20 protein-coding genes and 1 pseudogene are annotated in these 21689 nt (G+C 61.5%); 16 read left to right on the top strand and 5 right to left on the bottom strand.

The window, feature by feature from the left end:
- Nucleotide 1 precedes the first annotated feature (1 nt).
- The 5 genes from hisF to ABR989_RS14290 all read left to right on the top strand — a co-directional run bounded on the left by hisF (nt 2) and on the right by ABR989_RS14290 (nt 2881).
- Complete coding sequence (gene hisF / locus ABR989_RS14310; protein ID WP_428129824.1) at nt 2-802, top strand: imidazole glycerol phosphate synthase subunit HisF; 801 nt, start codon at nt 2-4, stop codon at nt 800-802.
- Nucleotides 799-1212, top strand: coding sequence for a 6,7-dimethyl-8-ribityllumazine synthase (ribH, locus tag ABR989_RS14305; RefSeq protein WP_428129822.1), 414 nt, complete (start codon nt 799-801; stop codon nt 1210-1212). Before hisF ends, ribH begins: the two co-directional genes overlap by 4 nt.
- Nucleotides 1213-1305: 93 nt before the next feature.
- Entirely contained in the window at nt 1306-2127 is an 822-nt protein-coding gene (locus ABR989_RS14300; protein WP_428129819.1) for a tetratricopeptide repeat protein, read from the top strand.
- Between the two features lie 68 nt (nt 2128-2195).
- Nucleotides 2196-2534 carry a hypothetical protein gene (locus ABR989_RS14295; RefSeq protein ID WP_428129816.1) on the top strand — a complete coding sequence of 113 codons (339 nt, stop codon included), beginning with the start codon at nt 2196-2198 and terminating at the stop codon, nt 2532-2534.
- Nucleotides 2531-2881 carry a hypothetical protein gene (locus tag ABR989_RS14290; protein WP_428129814.1) on the top strand — a complete coding sequence of 117 codons (351 nt, stop codon included), beginning with the start codon at nt 2531-2533 and terminating at the stop codon, nt 2879-2881. Before ABR989_RS14295 ends, ABR989_RS14290 begins: the two co-directional genes overlap by 4 nt.
- A gap of 895 nt (nt 2882-3776) precedes the next feature.
- Here the strand turns inward: ABR989_RS14290 and ABR989_RS14285 are convergent.
- Nucleotides 3777-4067 (bottom strand): annotated as a pseudogene (locus ABR989_RS14285) (YfhL family 4Fe-4S dicluster ferredoxin); the annotation flags it as partial.
- A 209-nt stretch (nt 4068-4276) separates the two neighbouring features.
- Here ABR989_RS14285 and ABR989_RS14280 point away from each other — a divergent pair.
- Nucleotides 4277-5464 (top strand): acyl-CoA dehydrogenase family protein, encoded by a 1188-nt coding sequence (locus ABR989_RS14280; RefSeq protein ID WP_428129812.1) that lies wholly within the window; start codon nt 4277-4279, stop codon nt 5462-5464.
- 97 nt (nt 5465-5561) lie between these two features.
- Nucleotides 5562-6668: an acyl-CoA dehydrogenase family protein gene (locus ABR989_RS14275; protein ID WP_428129809.1), complete on the top strand. Its 1107-nt coding sequence runs from the start codon at nt 5562-5564 to the stop codon at nt 6666-6668.
- A gap of 54 nt (nt 6669-6722) precedes the next feature.
- On the opposite strand, the gene ABR989_RS14270 is transcribed toward ABR989_RS14275, so the two are convergent.
- Entirely contained in the window at nt 6723-8411 is a 1689-nt protein-coding gene (locus ABR989_RS14270) for a chloride channel protein (protein ID WP_428129806.1), read from the bottom strand.
- Between the two features lie 426 nt (nt 8412-8837).
- On the opposite strand from ABR989_RS14270, the gene ABR989_RS14265 reads away from it, so the two are divergent.
- The gene (locus ABR989_RS14265; RefSeq protein ID WP_428129803.1) at nt 8838-9320 is read left to right on the top strand and encodes a response regulator; all 483 of its coding nucleotides are present in this window, start codon (nt 8838-8840) and stop codon (nt 9318-9320) included.
- A 164-nt stretch (nt 9321-9484) separates the two neighbouring features.
- Nucleotides 9485-10726, top strand: a complete 1242-nt coding sequence (locus ABR989_RS14260) for an aspartate aminotransferase family protein (RefSeq protein ID WP_428129801.1) — start codon at nt 9485-9487, stop codon at nt 10724-10726.
- 25 nt (nt 10727-10751) lie between these two features.
- On the opposite strand, the gene ABR989_RS14255 is transcribed toward ABR989_RS14260, so the two are convergent.
- Together ABR989_RS14255 and ABR989_RS14250 are read right to left on the bottom strand one after the other, a co-directional pair.
- The gene (locus ABR989_RS14255) at nt 10752-11183 is read right to left on the bottom strand and encodes a nitroreductase family deazaflavin-dependent oxidoreductase (RefSeq protein WP_428129798.1); all 432 of its coding nucleotides are present in this window, start codon (nt 11181-11183) and stop codon (nt 10752-10754) included.
- Between the two features lie 57 nt (nt 11184-11240).
- A complete protein-coding gene (locus tag ABR989_RS14250; RefSeq protein ID WP_428129795.1) occupies nt 11241-12650 on the bottom strand; it encodes an amidase in 1410 nt (469 codons plus the stop codon).
- A gap of 189 nt (nt 12651-12839) precedes the next feature.
- Between ABR989_RS14250 and ABR989_RS14245 the strand changes: the two genes are divergently transcribed.
- The gene (locus ABR989_RS14245; protein WP_428129793.1) at nt 12840-13457 is read left to right on the top strand and encodes a TetR/AcrR family transcriptional regulator; all 618 of its coding nucleotides are present in this window, start codon (nt 12840-12842) and stop codon (nt 13455-13457) included.
- Nucleotides 13458-13554: 97 nt separating this feature from the next.
- Entirely contained in the window at nt 13555-14748 is a 1194-nt protein-coding gene (locus ABR989_RS14240; protein ID WP_428129791.1) for an LLM class flavin-dependent oxidoreductase, read from the top strand.
- A gap of 14 nt (nt 14749-14762) precedes the next feature.
- On the opposite strand, the gene ABR989_RS14235 is transcribed toward ABR989_RS14240, so the two are convergent.
- Complete coding sequence (locus tag ABR989_RS14235; protein WP_428129788.1) at nt 14763-15182, bottom strand: hypothetical protein; 420 nt, start codon at nt 15180-15182, stop codon at nt 14763-14765.
- A gap of 34 nt (nt 15183-15216) precedes the next feature.
- Between ABR989_RS14235 and ABR989_RS14230 the strand changes: the two genes are divergently transcribed.
- The 5 genes from ABR989_RS14230 (at nt 15217) to ABR989_RS14210 (ending at nt 21624) form a co-directional block, all read left to right on the top strand.
- The gene (locus ABR989_RS14230; protein WP_428129787.1) at nt 15217-15390 is read left to right on the top strand and encodes a hypothetical protein; all 174 of its coding nucleotides are present in this window, start codon (nt 15217-15219) and stop codon (nt 15388-15390) included.
- Between the two features lie 93 nt (nt 15391-15483).
- Entirely contained in the window at nt 15484-16998 is a 1515-nt protein-coding gene (locus tag ABR989_RS14225; protein WP_428129785.1) for a SagB/ThcOx family dehydrogenase, read from the top strand.
- 245 nt (nt 16999-17243) lie between these two features.
- Nucleotides 17244-18911: an APC family permease gene (locus ABR989_RS14220; RefSeq protein WP_428129783.1), complete on the top strand. Its 1668-nt coding sequence runs from the start codon at nt 17244-17246 to the stop codon at nt 18909-18911.
- Between the two features lie 117 nt (nt 18912-19028).
- The gene (locus ABR989_RS14215) at nt 19029-19856 is read left to right on the top strand and encodes a PP2C family protein-serine/threonine phosphatase (protein WP_428129781.1); all 828 of its coding nucleotides are present in this window, start codon (nt 19029-19031) and stop codon (nt 19854-19856) included.
- Nucleotides 19857-20079: 223 nt separating this feature from the next.
- Nucleotides 20080-21624 carry an APC family permease gene (locus ABR989_RS14210; RefSeq protein ID WP_428129778.1) on the top strand — a complete coding sequence of 515 codons (1545 nt, stop codon included), beginning with the start codon at nt 20080-20082 and terminating at the stop codon, nt 21622-21624.
- Nucleotides 21625-21689: the final 65 nt, after the last annotated feature.

Below are 21689 nucleotides of genomic sequence, written 5' to 3'. Positions count from 1 at the left end.
GATGCTCGCGAAACGAATCATCCCATGCCTCGATGTCCGTGAAGGGAAGGTCACCAAGGGCGTGCGCTTCCTTAAGAACGTCGATGTGGGCGATCCGGTCGCGATGGCGCGCTACTATTACAATGAGGGCGCCGACGAGATCGTCTTCTACGACATCACCGCATCCAACGAGCGCCGCGGCATCATGCTCGACGTGGTGCGCGCGGTCGCGCGCGAAATTTTCATTCCCTTCAGCGTTGGCGGCGGGCTTCGCACCCTCGAAGACATGCGCGCCGTCCTGCTCGCGGGCGCCGAGAAAGTCTCGATCGACTCCGGCGCGGTTCGCAATCCCGCGCTTATCTCCCAGGGCGCGCGCGCGTTCGGCAGCCAATGCGTAGTGCTCTCGATGCAAGTGAAAAAAACCGGCGCACGTCCTGACGTGCCGACCGGTTACGAAGTCGTGATCGACGGCGGACGTCAGCCCACCGGCCGCGACGCGCTGGCATGGTCGCGCGAGGGCGAGCGGCTTGGCGCCGGTGAGCTGTGCATCAACTCGATCGATCGCGACGGCACCAAGCTCGGTTACGATCTCGAGATCACGCGCCGCATCAGCGAAGCCGTTTCGATCCCCGTGATCGCGTCCGGCGGCGCCGGCGAACCGGCCCATCTGCGCGACGCGTTCACCATCGGCCTCGCCGACGCCGCTATCGTCGCATCCATCGTTCATTATGGAGAGCATCCGATACCCGCGCTGAAGTCATATCTCAAACGCAACGGCGTCGAGATTCGCGACGCCGTCACGGTCGACCTGGCCCCACGATGAAAATCGCGTTCGTAGTTTCGGAGTTCAACTCCGAGGTGACCATGCCGATGGAGGAGCGGGCGCGCCGCCACGCCGAGTCGCTCGGGGTCGAGGTCGCGCGCGTGGTCCGCGTTCCCGGCGTGTACGACATGGGGCCGGTCGTAAAAGCTCTCCTCAAACGCCGAGAAATCGCCGGCGTGGTGATGATCGGCGCGGTGATCAAGGGTGAGACCAATCACGACGAGCTGATCTCGCATGCGATCGCCGACGCCGGCATCCGGCTCTCGATCGAGTTTGACAAGCCGGTCGGTCTCGCCATCACCGGCCCCGGCATGACTGACGATCAGGCCGTCGCGCGAATCGACAACGCCAAAAACGGCGTCGAGGCTGTGGTCCGCGTCGCTCGCGCGCTCAAGGAAATTCGCGGTTAGCTCCCGATCGCTCCACAGGTGTTGAGAAACCGATCCGCTCCTCGTTGAGAGCGTGCCCCCGACTCCCTATACTCTTCGACGTTGGGATTGAAGATGGTAGAGGCGGGCGGCGGGGACAAAACTTTTTCCACGCGCACGGCTGCGAGAATTCTCGCGGTCACTCCCGAGCGTATTCGCTACTGGGTCAAGCACAATCTTGTGCGCCCGCTGAATTCAGGCGGCCGCAAGTATCGTTTCGCGTTCAACGATCTGCTCGAGATGCGCATGGCCAAGGAACTGCTCGGCAGCCGCCAGCATATCGATCCGATCCAGCGATGTATCGAGCGGGTGCGCGCGCTCGTCGATCCGGAGCGCTCAGTCACGTCGCTGAAACTCGTCAATGACGAAGGCCGCATTGTAGTGCGCGACGGTCCCTCGCTGATCGAGGCTGAGACGGGACAGTTGTTGCTCGACTTCGACCGCAGCTATCAGCCCGGCAAGGTCGAGGACGGTTTCGGCCCCGCCCGCGTGCGCGAGCGCTTCGAGGAGGCGCGCCGGGTCGCCGACGAGGATCCGCTCCGCGCGCTCACCATCTACAGCGAGCTCGTCGGCCGCGAGCCCGGCAACTTCGAGGCGCATCTGCGCCTGGCCACGATGCTCGAACGCGAGGGCGACCTCGGCGGCGCGCTCCGCCATCTGCTCGGCGCGGCCGCGATCGTTCCCGCCAGCGCCGACGTCCACCTGAAGCTCGGCCTGCTCTACCGCAAGAAGGACGAGCATCAGAATGCGCTGCGAAGTTTTTTGCGCACGCTGGAATGCGATCCCGCCAACGTCGAGGCCCATCGCAACGCCGCCGAGGTGTACGAAACGATGGGCCGCAAACGCGACTCGCAGCGCCATCTGAGCGCCATCCATCGTTTGATCAAAGGCGACTGATCGCCCCAACCGCCGGCGCTCGCGCCGCGTGTTGAATCAGCGCAACTCGCGGCGATAAGCTCGCTCCTATGCCGCGCGATTCGCTCAAACCGATCGACATCCTGCGCCACGAACTGAAAGCGTTGCGCTTCATTCTCGACAACTATCACTCAGGCAAACTCGGCGCCGGCGGCCTTCCGCCGCGCGAGGATTTCCAATCCGCGCAAGGCCGCATGCTCTACGATTCGATCGTCGAATCTCCCGACCGCCAGGCCGCCGAGCGCGCGATTGCAAAGCTCGAACTCGACGACGTTGACATCGATTCGTTCCTGCACCTGAGCGGCGAGCACTACTACACCTATCCGGCGCTGGTCCGTCAGCGCGCGGCGGCTATTCGCACGGGCAAGCTCACGGTCGAAGGCGCGTGAGTTCTTCGATCCCCAAAGAGCTCCATCTGCTCCTCGATTCTGCGGGCGCGCTGATCGTATTTCAGGAAAAAGGCGCGCCGTGGGCCGGCGTGCTCGCGTTCTCCAGCGAGGATCAAGCTCGCGAATTCTGCCGCATCAGCAATCTCGACGCTGCCGAAGTCGCTGCGATTTCGGCCGGCGATCCCCAGGCCGTCGCCGGTCTGATCACCTCGATCAAGCGGTGCGCCATCCGCAACCTCCTGCTCGATCTCGACTACAAGACCGGCGCCTGCACGCAAATCGACTTCGTGGGCGACTCTTTCGGCGACCCGATTGCCCGCCGACTGACGCCACGAGGCAAGCACTGACTACGCAGCGCAATTTATCTGCGGTCCGCTCACTGAAAAACGGCGCCGCGACGCCGCGCCAATTCACTCCGCCCCTTCATCGCTAAATCTTTCGATGCCACCCACTCGCGATCACGATCGCGCCCGTCGCGACGTCGCGATCGGCGGCGCCCGCGTGATGCTGAATTGGAAGAATTGGAAACCCGCGGCCCCGCGCATATCGACTCGATCCGCGAGCAACTGAAACGCCACGGCTGCGACTTTACGGTCCCCGCGCTCGGCTGAAGAACTACGTGAACATCGCGGCGATGCCTTTCGGCCGCACCGTCTTGCCCGCTGGTTTCATCGAATGCGCCAGCGCCTCGAGCTTCTGCTTGAATTCTTCCATCTCGGCCGCCTGCTTCGCTTCGAACGCCGCCGCGTCGCGCGCCGGCTTGCGCTCGAATGCCTCCCGCTCCGCCCGTCGCCGATTGTAGAAGCCCTCGAAAGTCTCCCTCACCGCCCGGTACATCGCGGTCTTCGGCACAAACGATCCCAGGCATGACGGGCAATGGAACACCACGCCCTGCGCGAACAGCCGATACGGAATCGTCCACGGCTTGTTGCAATCCTTGCAGATGACGGGCACTTCCCACGTGAGCGGATCGAATTCCGCGCGCTGTGCTGAAGTTGCCGCCGCCGCTGCTGGCGTCACCGCAGGTTTCGCAGGCTCCACCACGGGCTTGGGCGCAGCCTCCGTTGGCGCTGGCTTGGGTGCGGACGCCGCTGGCGCGACCGCAGGTTTTCCAGCCTCCTCCGCGGGCTTGGGTGCCGCTGCCGGCGCTGGCGATGGCTTGGGCGCGGCCGCTGCTTCCGCGCCGGTAGTGGCGACCGCCTGTTTGCGAAAACGCGACGGTGCGTCGTCGGGGAACGTCTCGTCGGGATGCAACTGCCTCGCGCGCGCGAGCAGCACGGCTTCGCTCTCCACGTTGGCCGGGTCGGGGATGCAGCAATCTACCGGACACACCGTCGCGCACGCTTCATGGTCGTAAAAGCCGACGCATTCGGTGCACTTCGACGGCACGATGTAATAGATGTCCTGTGCGATCGCGGGACTCGTCGCGCCGTTGAGCTCCCACGGCACTCCGCCCGCGTAAATCGCCGTGTTCGGACACTCCGGCTCGCACGCTCCGCAATTGATGCATTCGTTCGTGATCGTCGTCGCCATCTTGTGAACCCCGGTCTATCGACAAAGCTGGATTGTGATCAACTTCAAAAAACTCTAACAACGCTGATTTGAGCGGGCAATCGGCCTCCAGCCGCGACTGCTGCGTGCGATGCGCGCTTTTCGCGGCGACGTGGTTTTGACTATGCTGAGCGCGCAGCCGGGGTACACCCGGCCCGAAGCGCAATCACGACCGCAGGAGTGTCTTGCACATGGATCTTCAATTCACGTCCGAAGAAGAAGCATTTCGACTAAAGGTCCGCGGCTGGTTCGCCGAGAACATGCCGACCAGCGGACTGTCCGCCGACAGCGAGGGCCGGGACGACAAGACCTGGCTCGCCAGGGCCAAGGTCTGGCAGCGCAGACTGTACGATGCCGGCTACGTCGCGCTCGCATGGCCCAAGGAATACGGCGGCCAGGCGTTGGATCCCGTGCGGCAATCGATCGTCAACGACGAGATGGTCCGGGCCAAGGCGCCGTATCTCGTCGGCGGATTGGGACTAATGATGCTCGGGCCGACGCTTATCTCGTGGGGCAGCGAGGAACAGAAGCAGCGCTACCTGCCGAAAATTCTCACCGCCGAAGAAATCTGGTGCCAGGGTTACTCCGAACCCGGCGCGGGTTCCGACCTCGCTTCGCTGAAGACGCGGGCGGAAATCGTCGGCGATGAGTTCGTCGTGAACGGGCAGAAAGTCTGGACCTCCGGCGCGCAATACGCCGACATGATGTTCTGCCTGGTGCGCACCGACCCCGAAGCGCCCAAGCATCGCGGCATTTCATACATGCTGATCGACATGCATGCGCCGGGAATCACCGTGCGTCCTCTGGTTCAGATGACCGGCGATCGCGGCTTCAATGAAGTGTTCTTCGACAACGTCCACGTGCCGCGCAAAAATCTGGTCGCCAAGCTCAACGAAGGATGGATCGTCGCCAACGCCACGCTCTTTCATGAGCGCAACATGCTCGGCTCCGCCAGCGGCAGCGAGCAGCGCTTCAATCGCCTGCTCGCACTTGCCAAATCGATCAAGCGCGGCGGCCGTCCGCTCACCGAGGACCCCGTCTTCCGCCAACGGCTCGTGGAGCTGGAGATCCGCGTCGAGGCGATGCGCTATCACGCGATCCGCCAACTTACCGATCAGATTCGCGGCAAGAATCCGGGCGTCGAGGCAATGATCAACAAGCTGGTCGGCACCGAGCTGAATCACGACCTCGCTTCCGCCGCGATGGAGGCGATGGGCGACTACTCGATGCTCTCGCGCGACGACGAAGCCGTGCTCGATCACGGCTACTGGCCGTATGAGTGGATGTTCTCGCTCGGGCTGGTGATCGGCGGCGGCACGTCGCACATCCAGAAAAACATCATCGCGGAGCGCGGCCTCAAGATGCCCAAGTCGCGCTGAACCGCGCCCGTTATTCACGGGAGGTGTCACAGACACACGGCCGCGCCACGGGCGCGGGTAAGGGTGCATCGACGCCAAATTTGGAGAGAGGGCAATCATGGATTTCGGACTCAGCGAAGAACAACAGCAGCTCAAGGAAAGCGCGCGCGCGTTTCTCAGCGGCGAATGCCCTACCACGTTCGTGCGCAAAATAATGGCCACCGATGACGGCTATCCGCGCGAACTCTACGCTCAGATTGCGAAGCTCGGATGGAGCGGGCTCGTCGTTCCCGAGAAATTCGGCGGCGCGGGACTCGGGATGCTCGACATGGCGATGATTCTCGAAGAGGGCGGCTACGCTGCGATGCCGGGGCCGTTCCTGTTCTCGTCAGTGCTTGCGGCCAGCGTGCTCAAACTGGGCGGCTCCGAACAGCTCAACTCGAAATGGCTCACCGCGCTCGCCGAGGGCAAAGCAATCGGCACGGTCGCGGTCGTCGAGCGCGCGGGCAGCATCGATCCGGTTGACATCGCGGCGGTCGCGACGAAAGACGGCGCAGGATGGCGTCTCAACGGGACCAAGATGTTCGTGCCGTATGCCAACGTCGCCGACTTTATCGTCGTCGCCGCCAAAAGTGATGCTGGTGAAATTTTTCTGTTCGTCGTCGATGCAAAAGCGCCGGGCGTGACGATTCGTTTACTCAAGAATCTCGATCTGACGCGCCGCGTCTCGAGCGTCGAGCTCAAGGGCGCTCCCGCCGAGCGGCTTGGCGGCGGAACCGATCTTTTCGCGAAATTAATCGACGTTGCCGCTGTTGCCGTCGCTGCCGACTCGCTCGGCGGCACCGAACGCGCGCTCGAGATGGCGGTGGAATACTCCAAAGTCCGCGAGCAGTTCGGCAAACCGATCGGATCGTTCCAGGCGCTCAAGCACGCGGCCGCCGAAATCGTCGCCGACCTGGAACCCGCGCGCGCGATGCTCTGGTACGCCGCCTACGCTCAGGACACCGGCGCCGCAGACGCATCGCGCACGGCTGCGATGGCGAAGGCGCGCCTGTGCGATATCTACAGCCGCGGCACCGACCGCGCCGTTCTGATGCACGGTGGAATCGGTTTCACCTGGGAGCACGATATGCATCTGTGGTTCAAGCGCGCGCGCTTCAACGAGTCGTGCTTCGGCTCTCCCGCGTACCATCGCGAGCGCGTGGCGATTCTCGGTGCGTATTGAGGCAGAGCAGGACGCGCTCGCCCCGATGCGCCTGTTCGCCGACCGCGAACATCTTCACTGTTTCACTGCGCGCAGGATGTCGGTCTTGGTCACGATTCCATTCAGGGCGCCGGCGCCGTCCGTCACCAGCAGCATCTGCGCGCCGCGCTCGCGCACCAACAGCCGCAGTGCCTCGCTGAGATCGCAGTCGTCCGTCACGCGAATCGCGTCGCAGTCCGCGAATTCGCCGACAGTGATTTTGTCCCATTCCTCGGGAGCGACCCGGCTGAGATCGGATACACTAATCGTCCCCACGACCTGGTCGCCGTCGTACACCGGGAAGAACGTGTGCCGATGACGGGCCGCGACGCTCGAGACGAATTCGCGAATCGTTGACCCGGCTTGCGCGGAAATGACGCGATGCTGCATCACGTCCCGCACCGTCATCCCGGATAGGTCCGCGAGTTTGGCGGTTTCGTGAAGATGCTGATCGCCAGAAACCGACGCCTCGCCCGAGATTGCATAGGCGACCGCTGCGCCGATGAGGCTCGGGATGATATAGGAATGGCCGCCGGTGGTTTCCGCGACGAAGACCACGGCGGTGAGTGGAGCTTTGTATCCGGCCGCGATGAACGCCGCCATCCCGACCGCGGCATAGAGATCGTGCGTCGGCGAGTGAACGACCGATTGCGCGTAGGCGTTGCCGATCGCTCCGCCGACCAGCAGCAGCGGCACAAACATCGCGCTGACACCGCCCGAGCCGAGCGAGAAAATCGTCGCGAGCAGCTTCAACGCGGCGAATGCCAGCAGCACTTCGGTCGGAATCGGATGCCTGAGCACGTAGCGGACGGCCTCGTAGTTGGGGCCGATCGGAATGAGCGGGCCGTTGTAAATCGTCACGAACGCGAGGCCGCACAGCGCGGTGCCGAGTCCGCCGATCGTGAGCTTCAGCGTATGCGGTATCCTGCTGGCTATGGAAAACGTACGCACGCGGCGAAACGTGATGTCGAAGACGATTGCGATTAGCCCGATTCCTGCGCCGAGCAGAGCCGACCAGGCAACGTCGATCGCCCGGAAGCTGGTGCTGCCCGCGAAACCGAACAACGGCTCGGCACCGACGATCGACACCAGCGTTGCGTAAGCTACCACTGACGCGATCAGCGACGGCAGCAGCGCTTCGTGCGCGAGATCGTCCTTGTACGGCATCTCGAGCGCGAACACGATGCCGGTAAGGGGAGCGCGGAAGACCGCCGACATGCCCGCCGCTGCGCCGCTGATCAACATGATTCGGCGGTCGCGCGCTTCCAGACCGAAACGGCGCAGCTTGGTCCATAGCCACGATCCGATCGCGCCGCCGCTGTAAATGCCCGGTCCTTCGAGTGCGGCGCTGCCGCCCGAGCCGACGGTGGTCACCGCGGCGAGCAACTTCCACCAGAACGGATGCATGTCGATGTCGCCCTGATGCTCGTGGTAGGAGCGAACGATCTCCTCGGTCGAGTGTTCGTCGGGGTCGGGCGTTCGAAACTGCATTATCAGCCCCGTCACGAAGAAGCCGGCGACGAGTCCGGCCACGATTGCCCAATGATGAGCAAGGTAGTAGGGAAGTAGTGCTGCCCAGATGATCCCGAGAATGAGCACAGCGATTCCGGTGATGATGAGGCCGGTCAAGATGCCGATGATGGGCGCGACGAGAAGCCATTTCTGGATGTCGCGCGAGTACGTTGCCGTCAGGTCTTCATTGACCAGAGCGATGTACTTTCGCAATAGGGGATGCTTAAAGAAACTCGAATCCAGGAAGTTCGCCAAGATTCCCAATGCTGCGATCCTTTCCCTACTTGGAATTGGCTCAGCGAGTCATATTGCAACCTCAATGACTAGCACGATGTATCGGGCGGGCACAGTCACAGTAACAAGTGTCGCAGAATTGCAACAAACAATCTCTTGCGGGAGGTTGACGCATCGACGACTCAGCGGCGGTGTACAGGAAAGGAAGTGATGTTCAACGTCCAAATCGGGGATTTGCGGGTCGTCGATGGTTTCAATAGGCTTCGCAGCATCATACGTCGATTAGGCGTGTCGTTCCTCGTCATGTCATGACTCGAATATAGCGCTGAGGGAAATGGCACGGCAATTGGATGATTAGTTGACGAGAGATTTCACTGCCACGGATTCGTCAGGTGATGGGGGATTATGAGCGACGAAGAGAAGGAAAAAGAACAAGACAAAGGACTGAGTCTGTTGAATCCTGGGGTCAGGATTTTTCTGGTCGAAGACAACCCGGACCACGTTTTTATCGCGCTCACTGTAGTAAGGCAGGTGCTAGGCGACGATATCGAATTGGTGCATGCGTCGAATGCCGATGAAGCGTTGCTCATGATCGCGCAGTTCACGGAGCACGATCGCCCGGATTTGCTTTTGGTGGATTTGCGTTTGCCTGACAACGGCGGCTTCTCCGTGTTGCAGGCGGCGCGGGCGAACGAGGCGCTGACGGCGGTGCCGATGTTCGTTATCACGAGCTCGCTCTACGATCGCGATATTGCGGAGAGCTACCAACTCGGCGCGTCTGCCGTCCTGTGCAAGCCGCTCTCGCGCGCCAAGCTGCGCGACGAGCTGGTGCGCGTGGGCGCACTGCCGCTATCGCAGCGGTCGATCGATCCGGCATATCGCCACTAGTCAAGCTTGATCGCATTCGCACACGGGCTGTGAGTCGCGCAACTCACGGCCCGTTCGATTTTGCAGGCTTGACGCTCGCGCCGGCAAATAGGATTCTCGCTGACGGTCTGCCCGGCAGCAGACGGGACTTGCATAGCGGCGAAAATCATCGCACAGGAGTTGCCGTGAAACCCTACACATTTGAGCATAGTGACGCGCTGATGGAGCGCGCCAAAAGAGTTGTTCCCGGCGGCATCTACGGCCATCAGACGCCGCTGCTGCTTACCAGGGGCGCCTACCCGTCATTTTTCGCGCGCGGGGAGGGTTCCCACGTTTGGGACGTCGATGGCAACGAGTACATCGACTACATATGCTCTTACGGCCCAATCGTGCTCGGCCATCGGCATCCCAAAGTCGAGGAAGCCGCGCGCCGGCAGATGGAACTCGGCAACTGCTTCAACGCACCGGGGCCGGTGTGGGTCGATCTCGCGGAGCACCTTGTCTCGATCACGCCGTTCGCCGACTGGACAGTATTCGCCAAAAACGGGTCCGACGTATGCACCTGGGCGACTGAAGTCGCGCGTCAAGCGACGGGGCGGCCAAAGATCGCGATGTGCTCCGGCGCATACCACGGCACCGATGCATGGTGTACGCCCCTTCCCGGCGGTGTGACGCCGGAAGACCGCGCGAACATGGTTTATTTTCGATTCAACGATCTCGAGAGCCTCCACCACGCGGTCGAGGAAAACAGCGGCAAGATCGCGGGCGTAATCCTGTCGCCGTTCAAGCACGACGCCGGACACGACTCGGAGTTGCCGATCGAAGGATTTCTGTCCGGCGTGCGGAAAATCTGCGACGACAACGGCATGGTCTTCATCCTGGACGACGTTCGCGCCGGGTTCCGCCTGCACATGGGCGGCTCAGGCGAGTTGTTCGGAGTGCGCCCCGACCTCACGACTTACTGCAAGGCGATCGCCAACGGCTATCCGCTCGCCGCATGCCTTGGGCGCGACAGCCTGAAACAGGCAGCGCAGGAAGTGTTCTTTACGGGATCGTACTTCACCAGCGCCGTGCCGATGGCGGCGAGCCTGGCGAATCTCAAGGAGCTGCAGGCGGGTGGCGGAATCGAGAGGATGCGCACGATCGGCGAGAAGCTGCGCACCGGTCTGCTCGCGCAGGCGCGCAGCGCCGGGCTCGAGGTGACGTACTCCGGACCGCCGGCGATGCCGTACATGACGTTCAAGGCCGACGCGGGCCATCACGATCGCGCCAAGGTTTTCTGTGGCGCATGCGCGCGCAGCGGAGTGTACGTAGCGCCGCGTCACAACTGGTTCATCTCGGCTGCGCATACCGAGCGCGACATCGAGCAGACCCTGGATGTCACCGAGCGAGCGTTCGAGGCCGTGCGCAAGCAATTCGGCGCATAGCCCGTCGAGGGAACACCGGTTACGACTATATGCGTTCCAGAACGATGACCGGTATTTGACGGGTGGTGTTCTTCTGGTAGCCGGCAAACGCGGGCATCGCTTTGGCCTGCGCGTTGAACAGCCGCTCGCGCTCGGGGCCAGTGGTAATGACAGCCTTGGCCTGGAAGCGTTCGATCCCCAGCTCTATCGTCGGGGTAGGGTGAGCCTTGAGGTTGTGATACCAGGCGGGATGTTTCGGCGCTCCGGCCTTCGACGCGATTATGACGATTCGATCGCCATCCTTGGTGTACACCAGCGGAGTGGTAAAGGGACGGCCGCTCTTCGCGCCGGTCGTGGTCAGAAGAAGGAGCGGCGCGCCCACGAACGGGCCGCTTAGAACCTTGCCGCCGTTGGCGCGAAACTCTTCGATCAGTTTCTGGTTGAATTCGCGCATTGCTTTCTCGTTGAACTCCGGCATGGCGTGTCTCCTCTCTTTCGCAGTTAAACTTATGCTCGATCGTGACCCAGTCCTAGTTTAAATCTCGGGCCATTTGTCGTTCCACGGCCGGGCCTGTTCGTACGCGTACGACGCCTGCAGGACAAGGTCTTCGCGGTAACGCTCCGCGACTATTTGCAATCCGCAGGGAAGGCCGGAGTCGGTGAGTCCCGCACGCACCGACGCACCGGGATGGCCGCTCATGTTGAACGGATAGGTGAACACGACGGCGTTCAGCGGATCCTTGAGCGGCTGACCGTTGATCTCGGTCGGCATCGGACCCTTTGCGGGAAAGGCCTCGGTTGGAAGCACGGGACACAGCAGCAAGTCGAAGCGCTCGAACACGCGCTGGCACCAATCGTTGAACTCGCGGCGGCGTCGATACGCAGCGCCGTAATGCTTCCACGTGACGCGAGTTGCGCCTTCGGCGCCGGTGGCGAACGCGCGGCCGAAATTTTCGCGATCCCTGTCGAGCCATTCATGCAGCATCGCGTAGCCCTGCGTTGCGCCGACTTGCATCCAGGCGTGGCCGGTATCGGGGACAGGGTCATCGATGGTCGTCACGTCGTGGCCGAGGTTCTTGAACACGGCGGCAGCCTTTTGGATTTCGCGCGCCACGTCGTGCTGCACGAGCTGTCCGAAGTCAGGGTGAAATGCGATGCGAAGTTTGTTGGGCAAGCGCTCGAGGATCGCATGGTAGGAAATTCCCGGATGCGGGACGGAGTCGGGATCGGCCGGGTGATAGCCGACGACCGCGTCCATGAAGAGCGCGGCGTCGCGCACGGTGCGCGTGATCGCGCCATGCACGGAGGTGTCGTTCCATTGTTGCATCCCGAGAGTCGGGTCGTTGGGAATCCTGCCGTATGTCGGTTTCAGCCCGTAGCATCCCGTGTAACAGGCCGGGATTCGCACCGAGCCGCCGCCATCCGAGCCGGTCGAGATCGGCACCACGCCGCCCGCGATGGCAGCTGAAGTGCCGCCCGACGATCCGCCGGGCGTCCGCTCGAGATTCCATGGATTGCGGGTGACGCCGAACAGCAGATTTTTGGTGAAAGCCGTGTAGCCGAACTCGGGCGCGTTGGTCTTGCCGATAACGATCGCGCCGGCAGCTTTCAGCCGCGCGACCTGAATCGAATCGGACTTGGGCATGTTGTCCTTGAACGGTTTCGAGCCGTACGTGGTCCGCAGACCGGCGGCATCCTCGAGGTCCTTGACGCCGAGCGGCAACCCGGCGAGCGCTCCGACTTCCTGGTGTCGCGCGATCTTCTCGTCGAGGGCGCGCGCGTCGGCCATCGCGCCGTCGGCCCGCAGCGCGCAAAATGCGTTGAGCCTGGGGTTGGTCTGTTCGATTCGCTTGATCGTCAGCTCCATCAATTCGCTAGGCTTGATTTCGCGCCTGCGAATCATCGCGGCGAGTTCGTGCGCCGGCTTCCAGTACAGTTCGTTCATGGCGGTTACCTCCAAGGCCAGGGCGCTTGTGTGGCGAAACTTACTACGATGACGCTGGAGTTTCAAAACGAAACCGAATGAAGGCGCTCGGCGGGGGGCGGTTTGACAGCCTAACGGACGTTAGATAGATTTTTTGGCGAGTCAGTGCGAAGCGTTTCGAAAAATTCAGCCGCGCGCGCCAGCGCCAGGGTGATTAACCTGCGACGGCCCATTGACACGCGCGACCGCGCGCTGCAGGTAGCGCGGGAGCTGTTCGCCGAGCGCGGCTATCGCGGCACCAGCCTGCGCGACATCGCCAAGCGAATCGGGGTCAAGGCGCCGTCGCTGTTGCATCATTTTCCGTCCAAGCAGCAGCTCTACCTCGCGGTGCTGGACCAGTTGTTCGAGAGTGTCGAGGATGCGACCAAGGCGATCGTCTGGACACACGATAGCCGGCAGGAGCGGATGCGCCAGGCGGTTGCGGACATGGTCGACTTTATCGCCAGCCACCCCGATTTGGTTCGAATCATGTGGAAAGAGATGGCCGACGAAAGCGGAGTCGGCCGGCAAGTGCTCAAACGGCGCTTGCCGCCGCTTTTTTCCACCGCGGTCAAATTTATTTTCCGCGGCCAACGCGACGGCGAATTCCGCAGCGAAGTCGATCCGCTTCATTTCATGTGGGGCCTCAACGCGATCACGATTGGCTACTTCGCGATCTCGGCGATGATCCAGCGGCTGTGGAGTATCAACCTGCTCGAGCATGCGATGATTGACCGGCGCAAGCGCGAGCTGACCGACATGGTCGAGCGCACGCTTTTCACTTTTTGATCGTCCACCGCAGCCGGCGGTCCATCGACCGGGTAGATTCGCGCGGCGCGCATTGCGAGATTGAATCGACGAAAACCGCAAGGAGAAAATCGCGCTTATGAAGCTGGGAACCTTTTATGAGCATCAGCTGCCGCGTCCATGGAAGGAGGGCTCGGAACTGAAGCTCTTCCAGGATGCGCTGGACCAGGTCGAACTCGCGGACCGGCTCGGCATCGACCATATGTGGGAAGTGGAGCATCACTTCCTCGAGGAGTACGCGCATTCGTCGGCGCCCGAAATTTTCCTGGCCGCGGCGAGTCAGCGCACCAGGCAGATTCGGCTCGGTCACGGAATCGTGTTGCTGCCGCCGGGCTACAACCATCCGGCGCGCGTCGCGGAGCGGATCGCGACCCTCGATTTGGTGAGCGGCGGGCGGGTCGAGTTCGGCACCGGTGAATCGTCGGCGGAGCTGGAACTGGGCGGCTTTTGCATCCCGCGCGCGGACAAGCGCGCGATGTGGCAGGAGTCGCTGGGTGCGATCGCGCGAATGTTTGTCGAGGCTCCGTTTCTTGGCCATGAGGGCAAGTACTTCAAGATGCCGGTGCGTAACGTGGTGCCCAAGCCCGTACAGAAACCGCATCCGCCGCTGTGGGTCGCATGCTCGCGGCGCGAGACGATTCATCTGGCGGCCAAGCTTGGAATCGGCGCGCTGACGTTCGCGTTCGTATCGCCGGAAGAGGCGCGGCAGTGGGTCACCGACTATTACACGACGCTGGAGAATGAGTGCGAGCCGATCGGATATGCGGTCAACGCGAACATCGCGATCGTCACCGGCTTCATGTGCGACAACGACGCCGAGCGGGCGCACAAGATGGGCGACGAGGGGCTGAAGTTTTTTTCGTACGCGCTTGGCCATCATTATGCGTTTGGGCAGCACGAGCCGGGCAAGACGAACATCTGGAACAATTTCAAATCCAGCCCGATGAATTTGCCGGGCATGGACGGGGCGAACTCATGCGTCGGATCGCCCGACCAGATTCGCACGCGGCTTGGCGAATTCGAGGAAGCCGGCGTTGACCAGGTCGTGTTCATCTCGCAGGCGGGCAACAACAAGCACGAGGACATCTGCTCGTCGCTCAGCCTGTTCGCCGAAAAGGTCATGCCCGAGTTCAAGGAACGCGAACAAAAACGCGCCGGGCAGAAGGCCGAACGGATGGCGCCGATCCTGGAGAAGGCGATGAAACGCAAACCCGAGCCGAAAATTCCCAAGAGCGACGGACCCGTCGTGGTGCAAGCCGGGATGCTCGTGTAAGCGCGACGACGCCGTCAATCTTTGACGGGCGCCGTCGGCGCGGGTCCGACGCGAGTGAACTTTACCGGGAATCCGCCGCAGTCATTTGGATTGATGAGTACTTCGCGGAAATTACTCGCGTCACTGACGAGAATTCGCACCTTGACCCATCGCGCCTGCAGGAATCCATGCTCGGCGCATATTTGATCGGCAACCACGATGCCCGGCACGTGATGATCGAGAGTACCGCGCCACACGACATTGCCCGGCGGAATACTTTTGTTGCCGTCAACCAGGGTCGCGACGTAATTGCGGCCGCGCAACATCGGGTCCAGATCGATAACCACTCGAAGCGGGCCGCCCGGATAGGTGGCCGTCCAGTTTCCGTTCAGCAACCTCGCCAGGTTCATCGGCGGCGGGGGCGGTTGCACGGGAGCGGGCGGAGGCGTCGGCATCGATGGCCCCGCAGATTGTTGGAACGACTGCGAGTTGCAGGAGAAGGTCACGCATGCGAGCAGAATCGTCAGCGCTGCAAGGGCAGCGCGGCGCGCGCTGGTCGGCGACGGACTCGCGGTGATCAACGTTCGTGAGCAGTGGCGGTGGGTACTCGGGCGCGGCATAGATTCCTCCAGCGGATGGATGGTCAAGCATGGTCAAGTATAGACTGACCTGCGGCGCAGCACAGCAGAGTCATTTTTTCCGCGGCGCGTCAATATGGGTGCGTTGACGCTGTGAGCCGGCATCAGGAGTGACGAGTTGGCCAACGATTACATCGAAGCGTCGCGCGTCTTTCACGAAATCACCAAGCATTCGTATACCAGCGTACGTTCGTCGCCGCACATTCTGGACTGGGACATCAAGCCGGTCCCCTACAAGATTTATCCGGGAGCCGCGTCCGTCGCTTTGCCGCGCGATCTGAATCTTTCCGCGACGCCCACGCTGTCGGCGCTTTCGTCGTACGTACCGGCGGGATTTTCCGCATCGATCGAAACCGCCGCGCTGACCCGCATCCTGTTCTGTGCCGGCGGCCTGACGCGGCACAAGCGGGTGGGAGCCGACGATTATCATTTCCGCGCCGCGGCGTCGGCGGGCGCGCTATATCCAATCGAGATTTATGTGGCGACGGGAGCCGTGGAGGGTCTCGAGGCGGGCCTTTACCATTTTTCACCCGCTGATTTGCGGATGAGCGGGCTGCGACGTGGCGATTGGCGCAGTTACATGGCAGACGCGGCCGCGAAGGGCAACTCGATTCTGCGCGCGCGTGCAGTGATCGTATTATCGGCTATCTACTGGCGCAGCGAATGGAAATATCGCGCGCGGGCGTATCGCTATTGCTATTGGGACGCGGGAACCATGCTGGCGAATCTGCTTGCAGCCGCGGCGGCCGAGGAAATTTCCGCGGAGGTGATCACCGCATTCGAGGATCCCGCGCTCGAGGCGCTGCTCGGAATCGACGGCGAGCGCGAGGGCATGGTCGCGCTTGTTGCGCTCGGGCGATCGGACCAACCAGCCGCGCCATCGCCTGAAATCGAGCCGTTGGTGCTCGAGTCGATTCCGCTCTCGTCCAGGGAGGTCGCGTACCCTGACCTGGTCAAGATGCATCGCGAATCGCGCCTGGTCACGGCCGATGAGGTCGCAACGGTTGCGGCTGCGAAATTGGACTCGGCGCCAACGTCGTCAAGCACGCGCCAGCTTCGTTTCGAAACAATAGCGTCCGAAGATTCCACGGGACTCGGCGAGACCATCATCCGCCGCGGATCGTCGCGAGCATTCGCCCAGGATGCGATTGGCGCGGAAGAACTCGCGACGATCATGGCCGCCTCAAGCGAGCATCCGCAGGCCGACTTTCCGCCGTTGACCGACACTTATCTAATCGTCAACGCAGCCGACGCAATGGAACCCGGAGCGTACTACTACAACCGGCAAGCGCGCGCGTTCGAGATGCTGAAGGCGGGCAACTTCCGCGGCGAGGCCGGATATCTGTGCCTCGAACAGCAGCTCGGCCTGGATTGTTCCGCACTGGTTGTTTACATGGCAGATCTCGAGCGCACGCTGCACGCGTTGGGAAATCGCGGCTACGGCGACGCGCATCTCGAGGCTGGAATTCTTGGCGGCCGCGCCTACCTTGCGGCATATTCGCTCGGCCGCGGCGCGACGGGACTCACCTTCTACGACGACGACACGACGAAATTTTTCGAGCCGCACGCCGCCGGAAAGAGTCCTTTGCTGATGATTGCGCTCGGAATTCCCCGCTCGCTGATGAAATCATAGTCAGGGCCACGGGCAGGTTGAAAGAGTCGGCGAAAAGGAACCGCGACAAGGTGCTGATGACTGCCTGATAGGCGGATGCCTGTCGTTTGAGCAGGCACATTGCATTTTTCATCAATACTCACTCGATTTTGAAATGGCACTTTTCCTGCTTTGAGCTTCCTTCATGCTCCCGCCCGTAACGGGAGTGACGCGTGCGCATATGGCGGACAACAAACCAATCCGCGATGTGAATCGAAGGAGGCAAGATGGCTGAAGAACAGAAAAAGATGCTGCCGACGCTGGGCTTGACCGGAGTCACGGTCAACGCGATGGCGCTCATCGCCCCGGGAGCCTTCCTGTGGATTACATTCGTGCAGCAGGCGGGTTACGCGTTTCCGTCGGGGATGGCGATGTGGGCCGGTATTTTCGTCGCGCTGCTGCTGGCGTACGCGACCGCAATTTCGTACGCAGAGCTCGCGAAACTTTATCCGGGTGCGGGCAGTTCGTACCTGTTTGCAGAGCAGGCCTTCCTGAGCAAAACCCACGCGTACAGGTTCGCGCGCGTGGCGAAGTTCGTAATCGGATGGTCGTCGCATCTGTATTACTGGATGTATCCCGGCGTCATGGTCGCCACGATGGGCATCATGATCGGGTACATCGTCGGCACGGTCGCGCCGAGTACGATGAACGCGGGAATTCCCGGCCCGGTATTCATGGCGATAGTTGCGATAATTTTCGCTTACGCCGTGGCCTGGATCGCGTTCCAGGGAGTCAACGGTTCCACCTTCGTCAATATCGGGATCAACGGAATCCAGATCGTGGCGCTGCTGTTTTTCTCCGCGCTCGCGATAGCTTACCGCGCCGCGCATCCCGCGGGCTCGGCGGGTCTGGCGCTCGATGCCAATGGCAACACGATCGCTGCGACACTGAGCTACGGCATAGCCGGCGATCACCCGTCGCACGCCAGCGCACTCTCGGTCATCCTGCCGCACCGGTTTGACTGGGTGATGCTGCAGGCGACGGTCGCGATACTGCTGCTGGTCGGCTTCGAGTCGGTGACAGCGCTGGGCGAGGAAGCGAAGAACCCCAAAAAGGACATCCCACGCGGCGTTCTGCTGTCGCTCACGATCCAGGGGTTGTTCTGCTACCTGATCGAATACTTCGCGGCCAACTATTTCCTGAGCAGCGCGTACAGTCTTGCGGAGGCCAAAGGATCGGCGGCGCCACTCGGCGACATGATGGTGATCATCGGCAACGCGTTGCTCGGCGGACACGGCCAGGCGTTCATGCTGATGGAAGCGCTGACGGTTTTTCTGGCGCTGATCGGCACCACGCTGTCGTGCATCAACACCGGCGCGCGCGTGACCTACGCGATGGGGCGTGACGAAGAAGTGCCCGAGCACTTCGGTCTGCTGCATGGCAAGAACCTGACGCCGCATCGCGCGATTTGGGTGCTCGCAACGATATCGGCAATCCTCGGCGCATACGCCGCGCTGTTCTACTTCGCCGGCGGATCGGCGCCTGATGACAAGACGATTGCGACTCTCCCGCACAACCTGTGGTACTCGCTCGGAATGAGCTCCAACGCGTCACTCTCGTCGCTGCCCAACGGGTTGTTGCTGGTCACTCTCACTTCAAACTTCGGAACCTTTCTGCTCTACGGTCTGACGAACATTGTGTGCATCGTCGCCTACTCGGAGCGTGACGAGTTCCATGGACTCAAGCACATGGTGGTGCCGGTGTTCGGCGCGGTCGCGAACTTCGCCTGCCTCGCGTTCTACATCATCGGACCGCTGGAGGGGCTCGGCAGCGTGAAGGAACCACTGATTGCGGTCGCGATCGCGGCGATTTGGGGAATCTACGGCGCGATTTACTTCGTACGTAATTCCAAGAAGCGGGGCAAAGAGACGATCCTCGTAACCAAGCCGGCCTGATCCCAGGCGCTGGTTTGGCGAATAATCCTTGGGGGGCGGGCCGCGAGTGGTCGCGGCCCGCCCCTTGGCCATTCAATCAACTTTACACTTCACCGTTAGCCGGGTAGCTCACTGCAAATGGATTCGTCGCTCTCCGCTTCTCCTTCGGTAGAGCAGGCTTTCGAGTTGGCGCTGTTGTCCGATGTAGGTACGCAGCGCGCCGACAATGAAGACTCGTGCGGGCATTTCATCGAGAGTCCCGACAGCGTGATGTTCGCGATTGCCGACGGCGTCGGCGGCTACGAAGGCGGTGAAATCGCGAGCCGGATGGCGATCGACATAACGCTTGAAGCTTACCGCGAGAGCCCGCCAGCGTGGGGCGCCGCCAAGCGGCTCCATCGCGCGATTACGCGGGCCAACATCGAGATTCACGACAAGGCGCTGACCGTGCCGGAACTGAGCCGGATGGCGACCACGATCACCGCGGTTGCGGTGGAGAAGGGGATGCTGTCGGCGGTGCACGTCGGAGATTGCCGGCTGCATCTGATCCGTCAGAGGCAAATCTCGCAAATCACCAAGGATCACACGATGGTCGCCGACCGGGTCAGGATGGGAGTGATGTCGGTGGCGCGCGCGAAGGATCATCCGGAGCGCGGGATGCTCCTGCGCAGCCTTGGACACGAGTTGATCGTGTCGATCGATCGGATCGCGATGCCGCTGCTGGAGCGCGATCGCCTGATACTGTGCAGCGACGGACTTTACAACGTCCTGGATGACAAGGAACTGGAATCACTGACGCGCGGCGTTGACGCCGAGACGGGATGCCGTAACTTGATCGATACGGCCAATAAGCGCGGTACCGCCGACAATCTGACCTGCGCTGTCTTCAGAATGACGTCGCCGACCGGGCATACGGCGACCACCGGCGGATGGCGCGATCGATTGCGAGGATTATTCGGGCGATGAAGCGTTTGGCGCCGGTAGTGATCTAATAGAATTGGGTTTCAAAACGGAAATTCCGGATAATACTGCAAATTGCAACGAGAGTCTGCGGATTTTGCGAATATCATGGCATCAGCGAATTTGCGCCTAGCAGACATCCTGTTATGATTTGCAAATTCGCAGGCTGCATTTTGCATCATAGCCGCGTGGCGTCGGCATTTCCGGCGGCGCCTCAAGAAGGTTCTACTTGGCCGCCATTATAAAGCCGATAAGGCCAACGGGCTCTAATCAGCCCGAGCCGCAGGCACTGTTCGGAAAACAGACCAAGGCAATCGTCGTCACGACCGGAATGCTCGCCTTCATTTCCTTCTGGCGAGCGTCCGCGATCGTCCTTTGCGACCTTGCTTCGACCGCCTACTACATCGGCGGCATCGTCGAGCAGGCCTGCGGTCGCTCTGCCCCATACTTCATTCTCGCCGTTATGCTGTTCTCGTACGCGGTGCGCGCGGTGTACGTCGAGTCGTGCTCGATGTTCACGCGCGGCGGTGTATATCGCGTCGTCAAAGAAGCGATGGGCTCGACGCTGGCAAAAATCTCGGTGTCGGCCCTGATGTTCGATTACATTCTGACCGGGCCAATCAGCGGCGTCTCGGCTGGCCAATACCTGGTCGGTTTGATCAACGAGCTGCTCAAGCTTGCGCACTCGGGAATTATTCTGCCGGCTGATTTCTCGGCCGCCTTCTTCGCCATTGCCGTGACCGCATATTTCTGGCGTCAGAATATTCTTGGCATCGAAGAATCCAGTGGCAAGGCGATGCGGATCATGCAGGTCACGACCGTGATGGCCGTGATCATGATCGCATGGTGCGGCCTGACGATTTTCATGCGTGGTGCGCATTTGCCGCCCTTCGAATTGAAGTTCACCGACGACTCGCTGGGATGGCTCAAGCACTTTCCCGGCGCGCGTACTATCGGCACGCTTGGAATCCTGATCGCGTTCGGCCATTCGATCCTCGCGATGTCGGGTGAGGAATCTCTGGCACAAATCAATCGCGAGATCGAGGCGCCCAAGCTCAAGAATCTCCTGCGCACCGGCCTGGTCATCTTCATTTACAGCCTGCTGCTGACCTCGTTGGTGTCTTTTTTCGCGGTCATGATCATCCCGGACAGTGTCCGGATGGCCAATTACGGTGGCGATCTGATCGGCGGGCTCGCGATGTTCATGGTCGGCCCGCTGTGGGCGCGGCTCGCGCTGCGCGCATTCGTCGTATTTGTCGGATTCCTGATTCTCGCCGGCGCCGTTAACACCGCGATCGTCGGTTCGACGGGCGTGCTTACTCGCGTCGCGGAAGACGGCGTACTGCTCGATTGGTTCCGCCATCCGCACAAGAAGTACGGCACCAACTATCGCATCGTAAATATGGTCGCGATGCTCCAAATCGCCACCATCGTGCTCTCGCGCGGCGACATGTTCTTGCTCGGCGAGGCCTACGCATTCGGCGTCATCTGGAGCTTCGTCTTCAAAACGCTCTCCGTGCTGATTCTGCGCTACAAGGACCAGTACCATCGCTTGTGGAGGATGCCGCTGAATCTGACCTGGTTCCGCCCCGGTGGTAAGGACTTCCCGCTCGGTCTCACGCTGACGTTTGCGGTTTTGTTAGCGACCGCGGTCATCAACCTGTTTACCAAGCAGGTCGCAACGATCTCAGGCATCAGCTTCACGCTCGCGCTGTTCCTGATTTTCGAGATTTCGGAAAAAGTCAACGGCCAGGCCCAGCACGCCTACGGCTAGGAACCCGAGAAGTTTAATCTGCAACTGGTCGAGGAAGATCAGGTCGATCCGATTCGGCTGGGGCT

Source organism: Binatus soli (SeqCode) (assembly GCF_050015535.1).
GTDB lineage: Bacteria > Desulfobacterota > Binatia > Binatales > Binataceae > Binatus > Binatus soli.
Note: the sequence above shows the minus strand (reverse complement) of the source record. Positions and strands in the feature narration are given on the sequence as shown.

Coding starts and splice junctions, on each gene's coding strand:
- ABR989_RS14240 (WP_428129791.1), top strand. CDS start 13,555: ATGAAGCTGGGAACCTTTTATGAGCATCAGCTGCCGCGTCCATGGAAG.
- ABR989_RS14250 (WP_428129795.1), bottom strand. CDS start 12,650: ATGAACGAACTGTACTGGAAGCCGGCGCACGAACTCGCCGCGATGATT.
- ABR989_RS14255 (WP_428129798.1), bottom strand. CDS start 11,183: ATGCCGGAGTTCAACGAGAAAGCAATGCGCGAATTCAACCAGAAACTG.
- ABR989_RS14295 (WP_428129816.1), top strand. CDS start 2,196: ATGCCGCGCGATTCGCTCAAACCGATCGACATCCTGCGCCACGAACTG.
- ABR989_RS14275 (WP_428129809.1), top strand. CDS start 5,562: ATGGATTTCGGACTCAGCGAAGAACAACAGCAGCTCAAGGAAAGCGCG.
- ABR989_RS14220 (WP_428129783.1), top strand. CDS start 17,244: ATGGCTGAAGAACAGAAAAAGATGCTGCCGACGCTGGGCTTGACCGGA.
- ABR989_RS14235 (WP_428129788.1), bottom strand. CDS start 15,182: ATGCCGACGCCTCCGCCCGCTCCCGTGCAACCGCCCCCGCCGCCGATG.
- ABR989_RS14265 (WP_428129803.1), top strand. CDS start 8,838: ATGAGCGACGAAGAGAAGGAAAAAGAACAAGACAAAGGACTGAGTCTG.
- hisF (WP_428129824.1), top strand. CDS start 2: ATGCTCGCGAAACGAATCATCCCATGCCTCGATGTCCGTGAAGGGAAG.
- ABR989_RS14280 (WP_428129812.1), top strand. CDS start 4,277: ATGGATCTTCAATTCACGTCCGAAGAAGAAGCATTTCGACTAAAGGTC.
- ABR989_RS14300 (WP_428129819.1), top strand. CDS start 1,306: ATGGTAGAGGCGGGCGGCGGGGACAAAACTTTTTCCACGCGCACGGCT.
- ribH (WP_428129822.1), top strand. CDS start 799: ATGAAAATCGCGTTCGTAGTTTCGGAGTTCAACTCCGAGGTGACCATG.
- ABR989_RS14215 (WP_428129781.1), top strand. CDS start 19,029: ATGGATTCGTCGCTCTCCGCTTCTCCTTCGGTAGAGCAGGCTTTCGAG.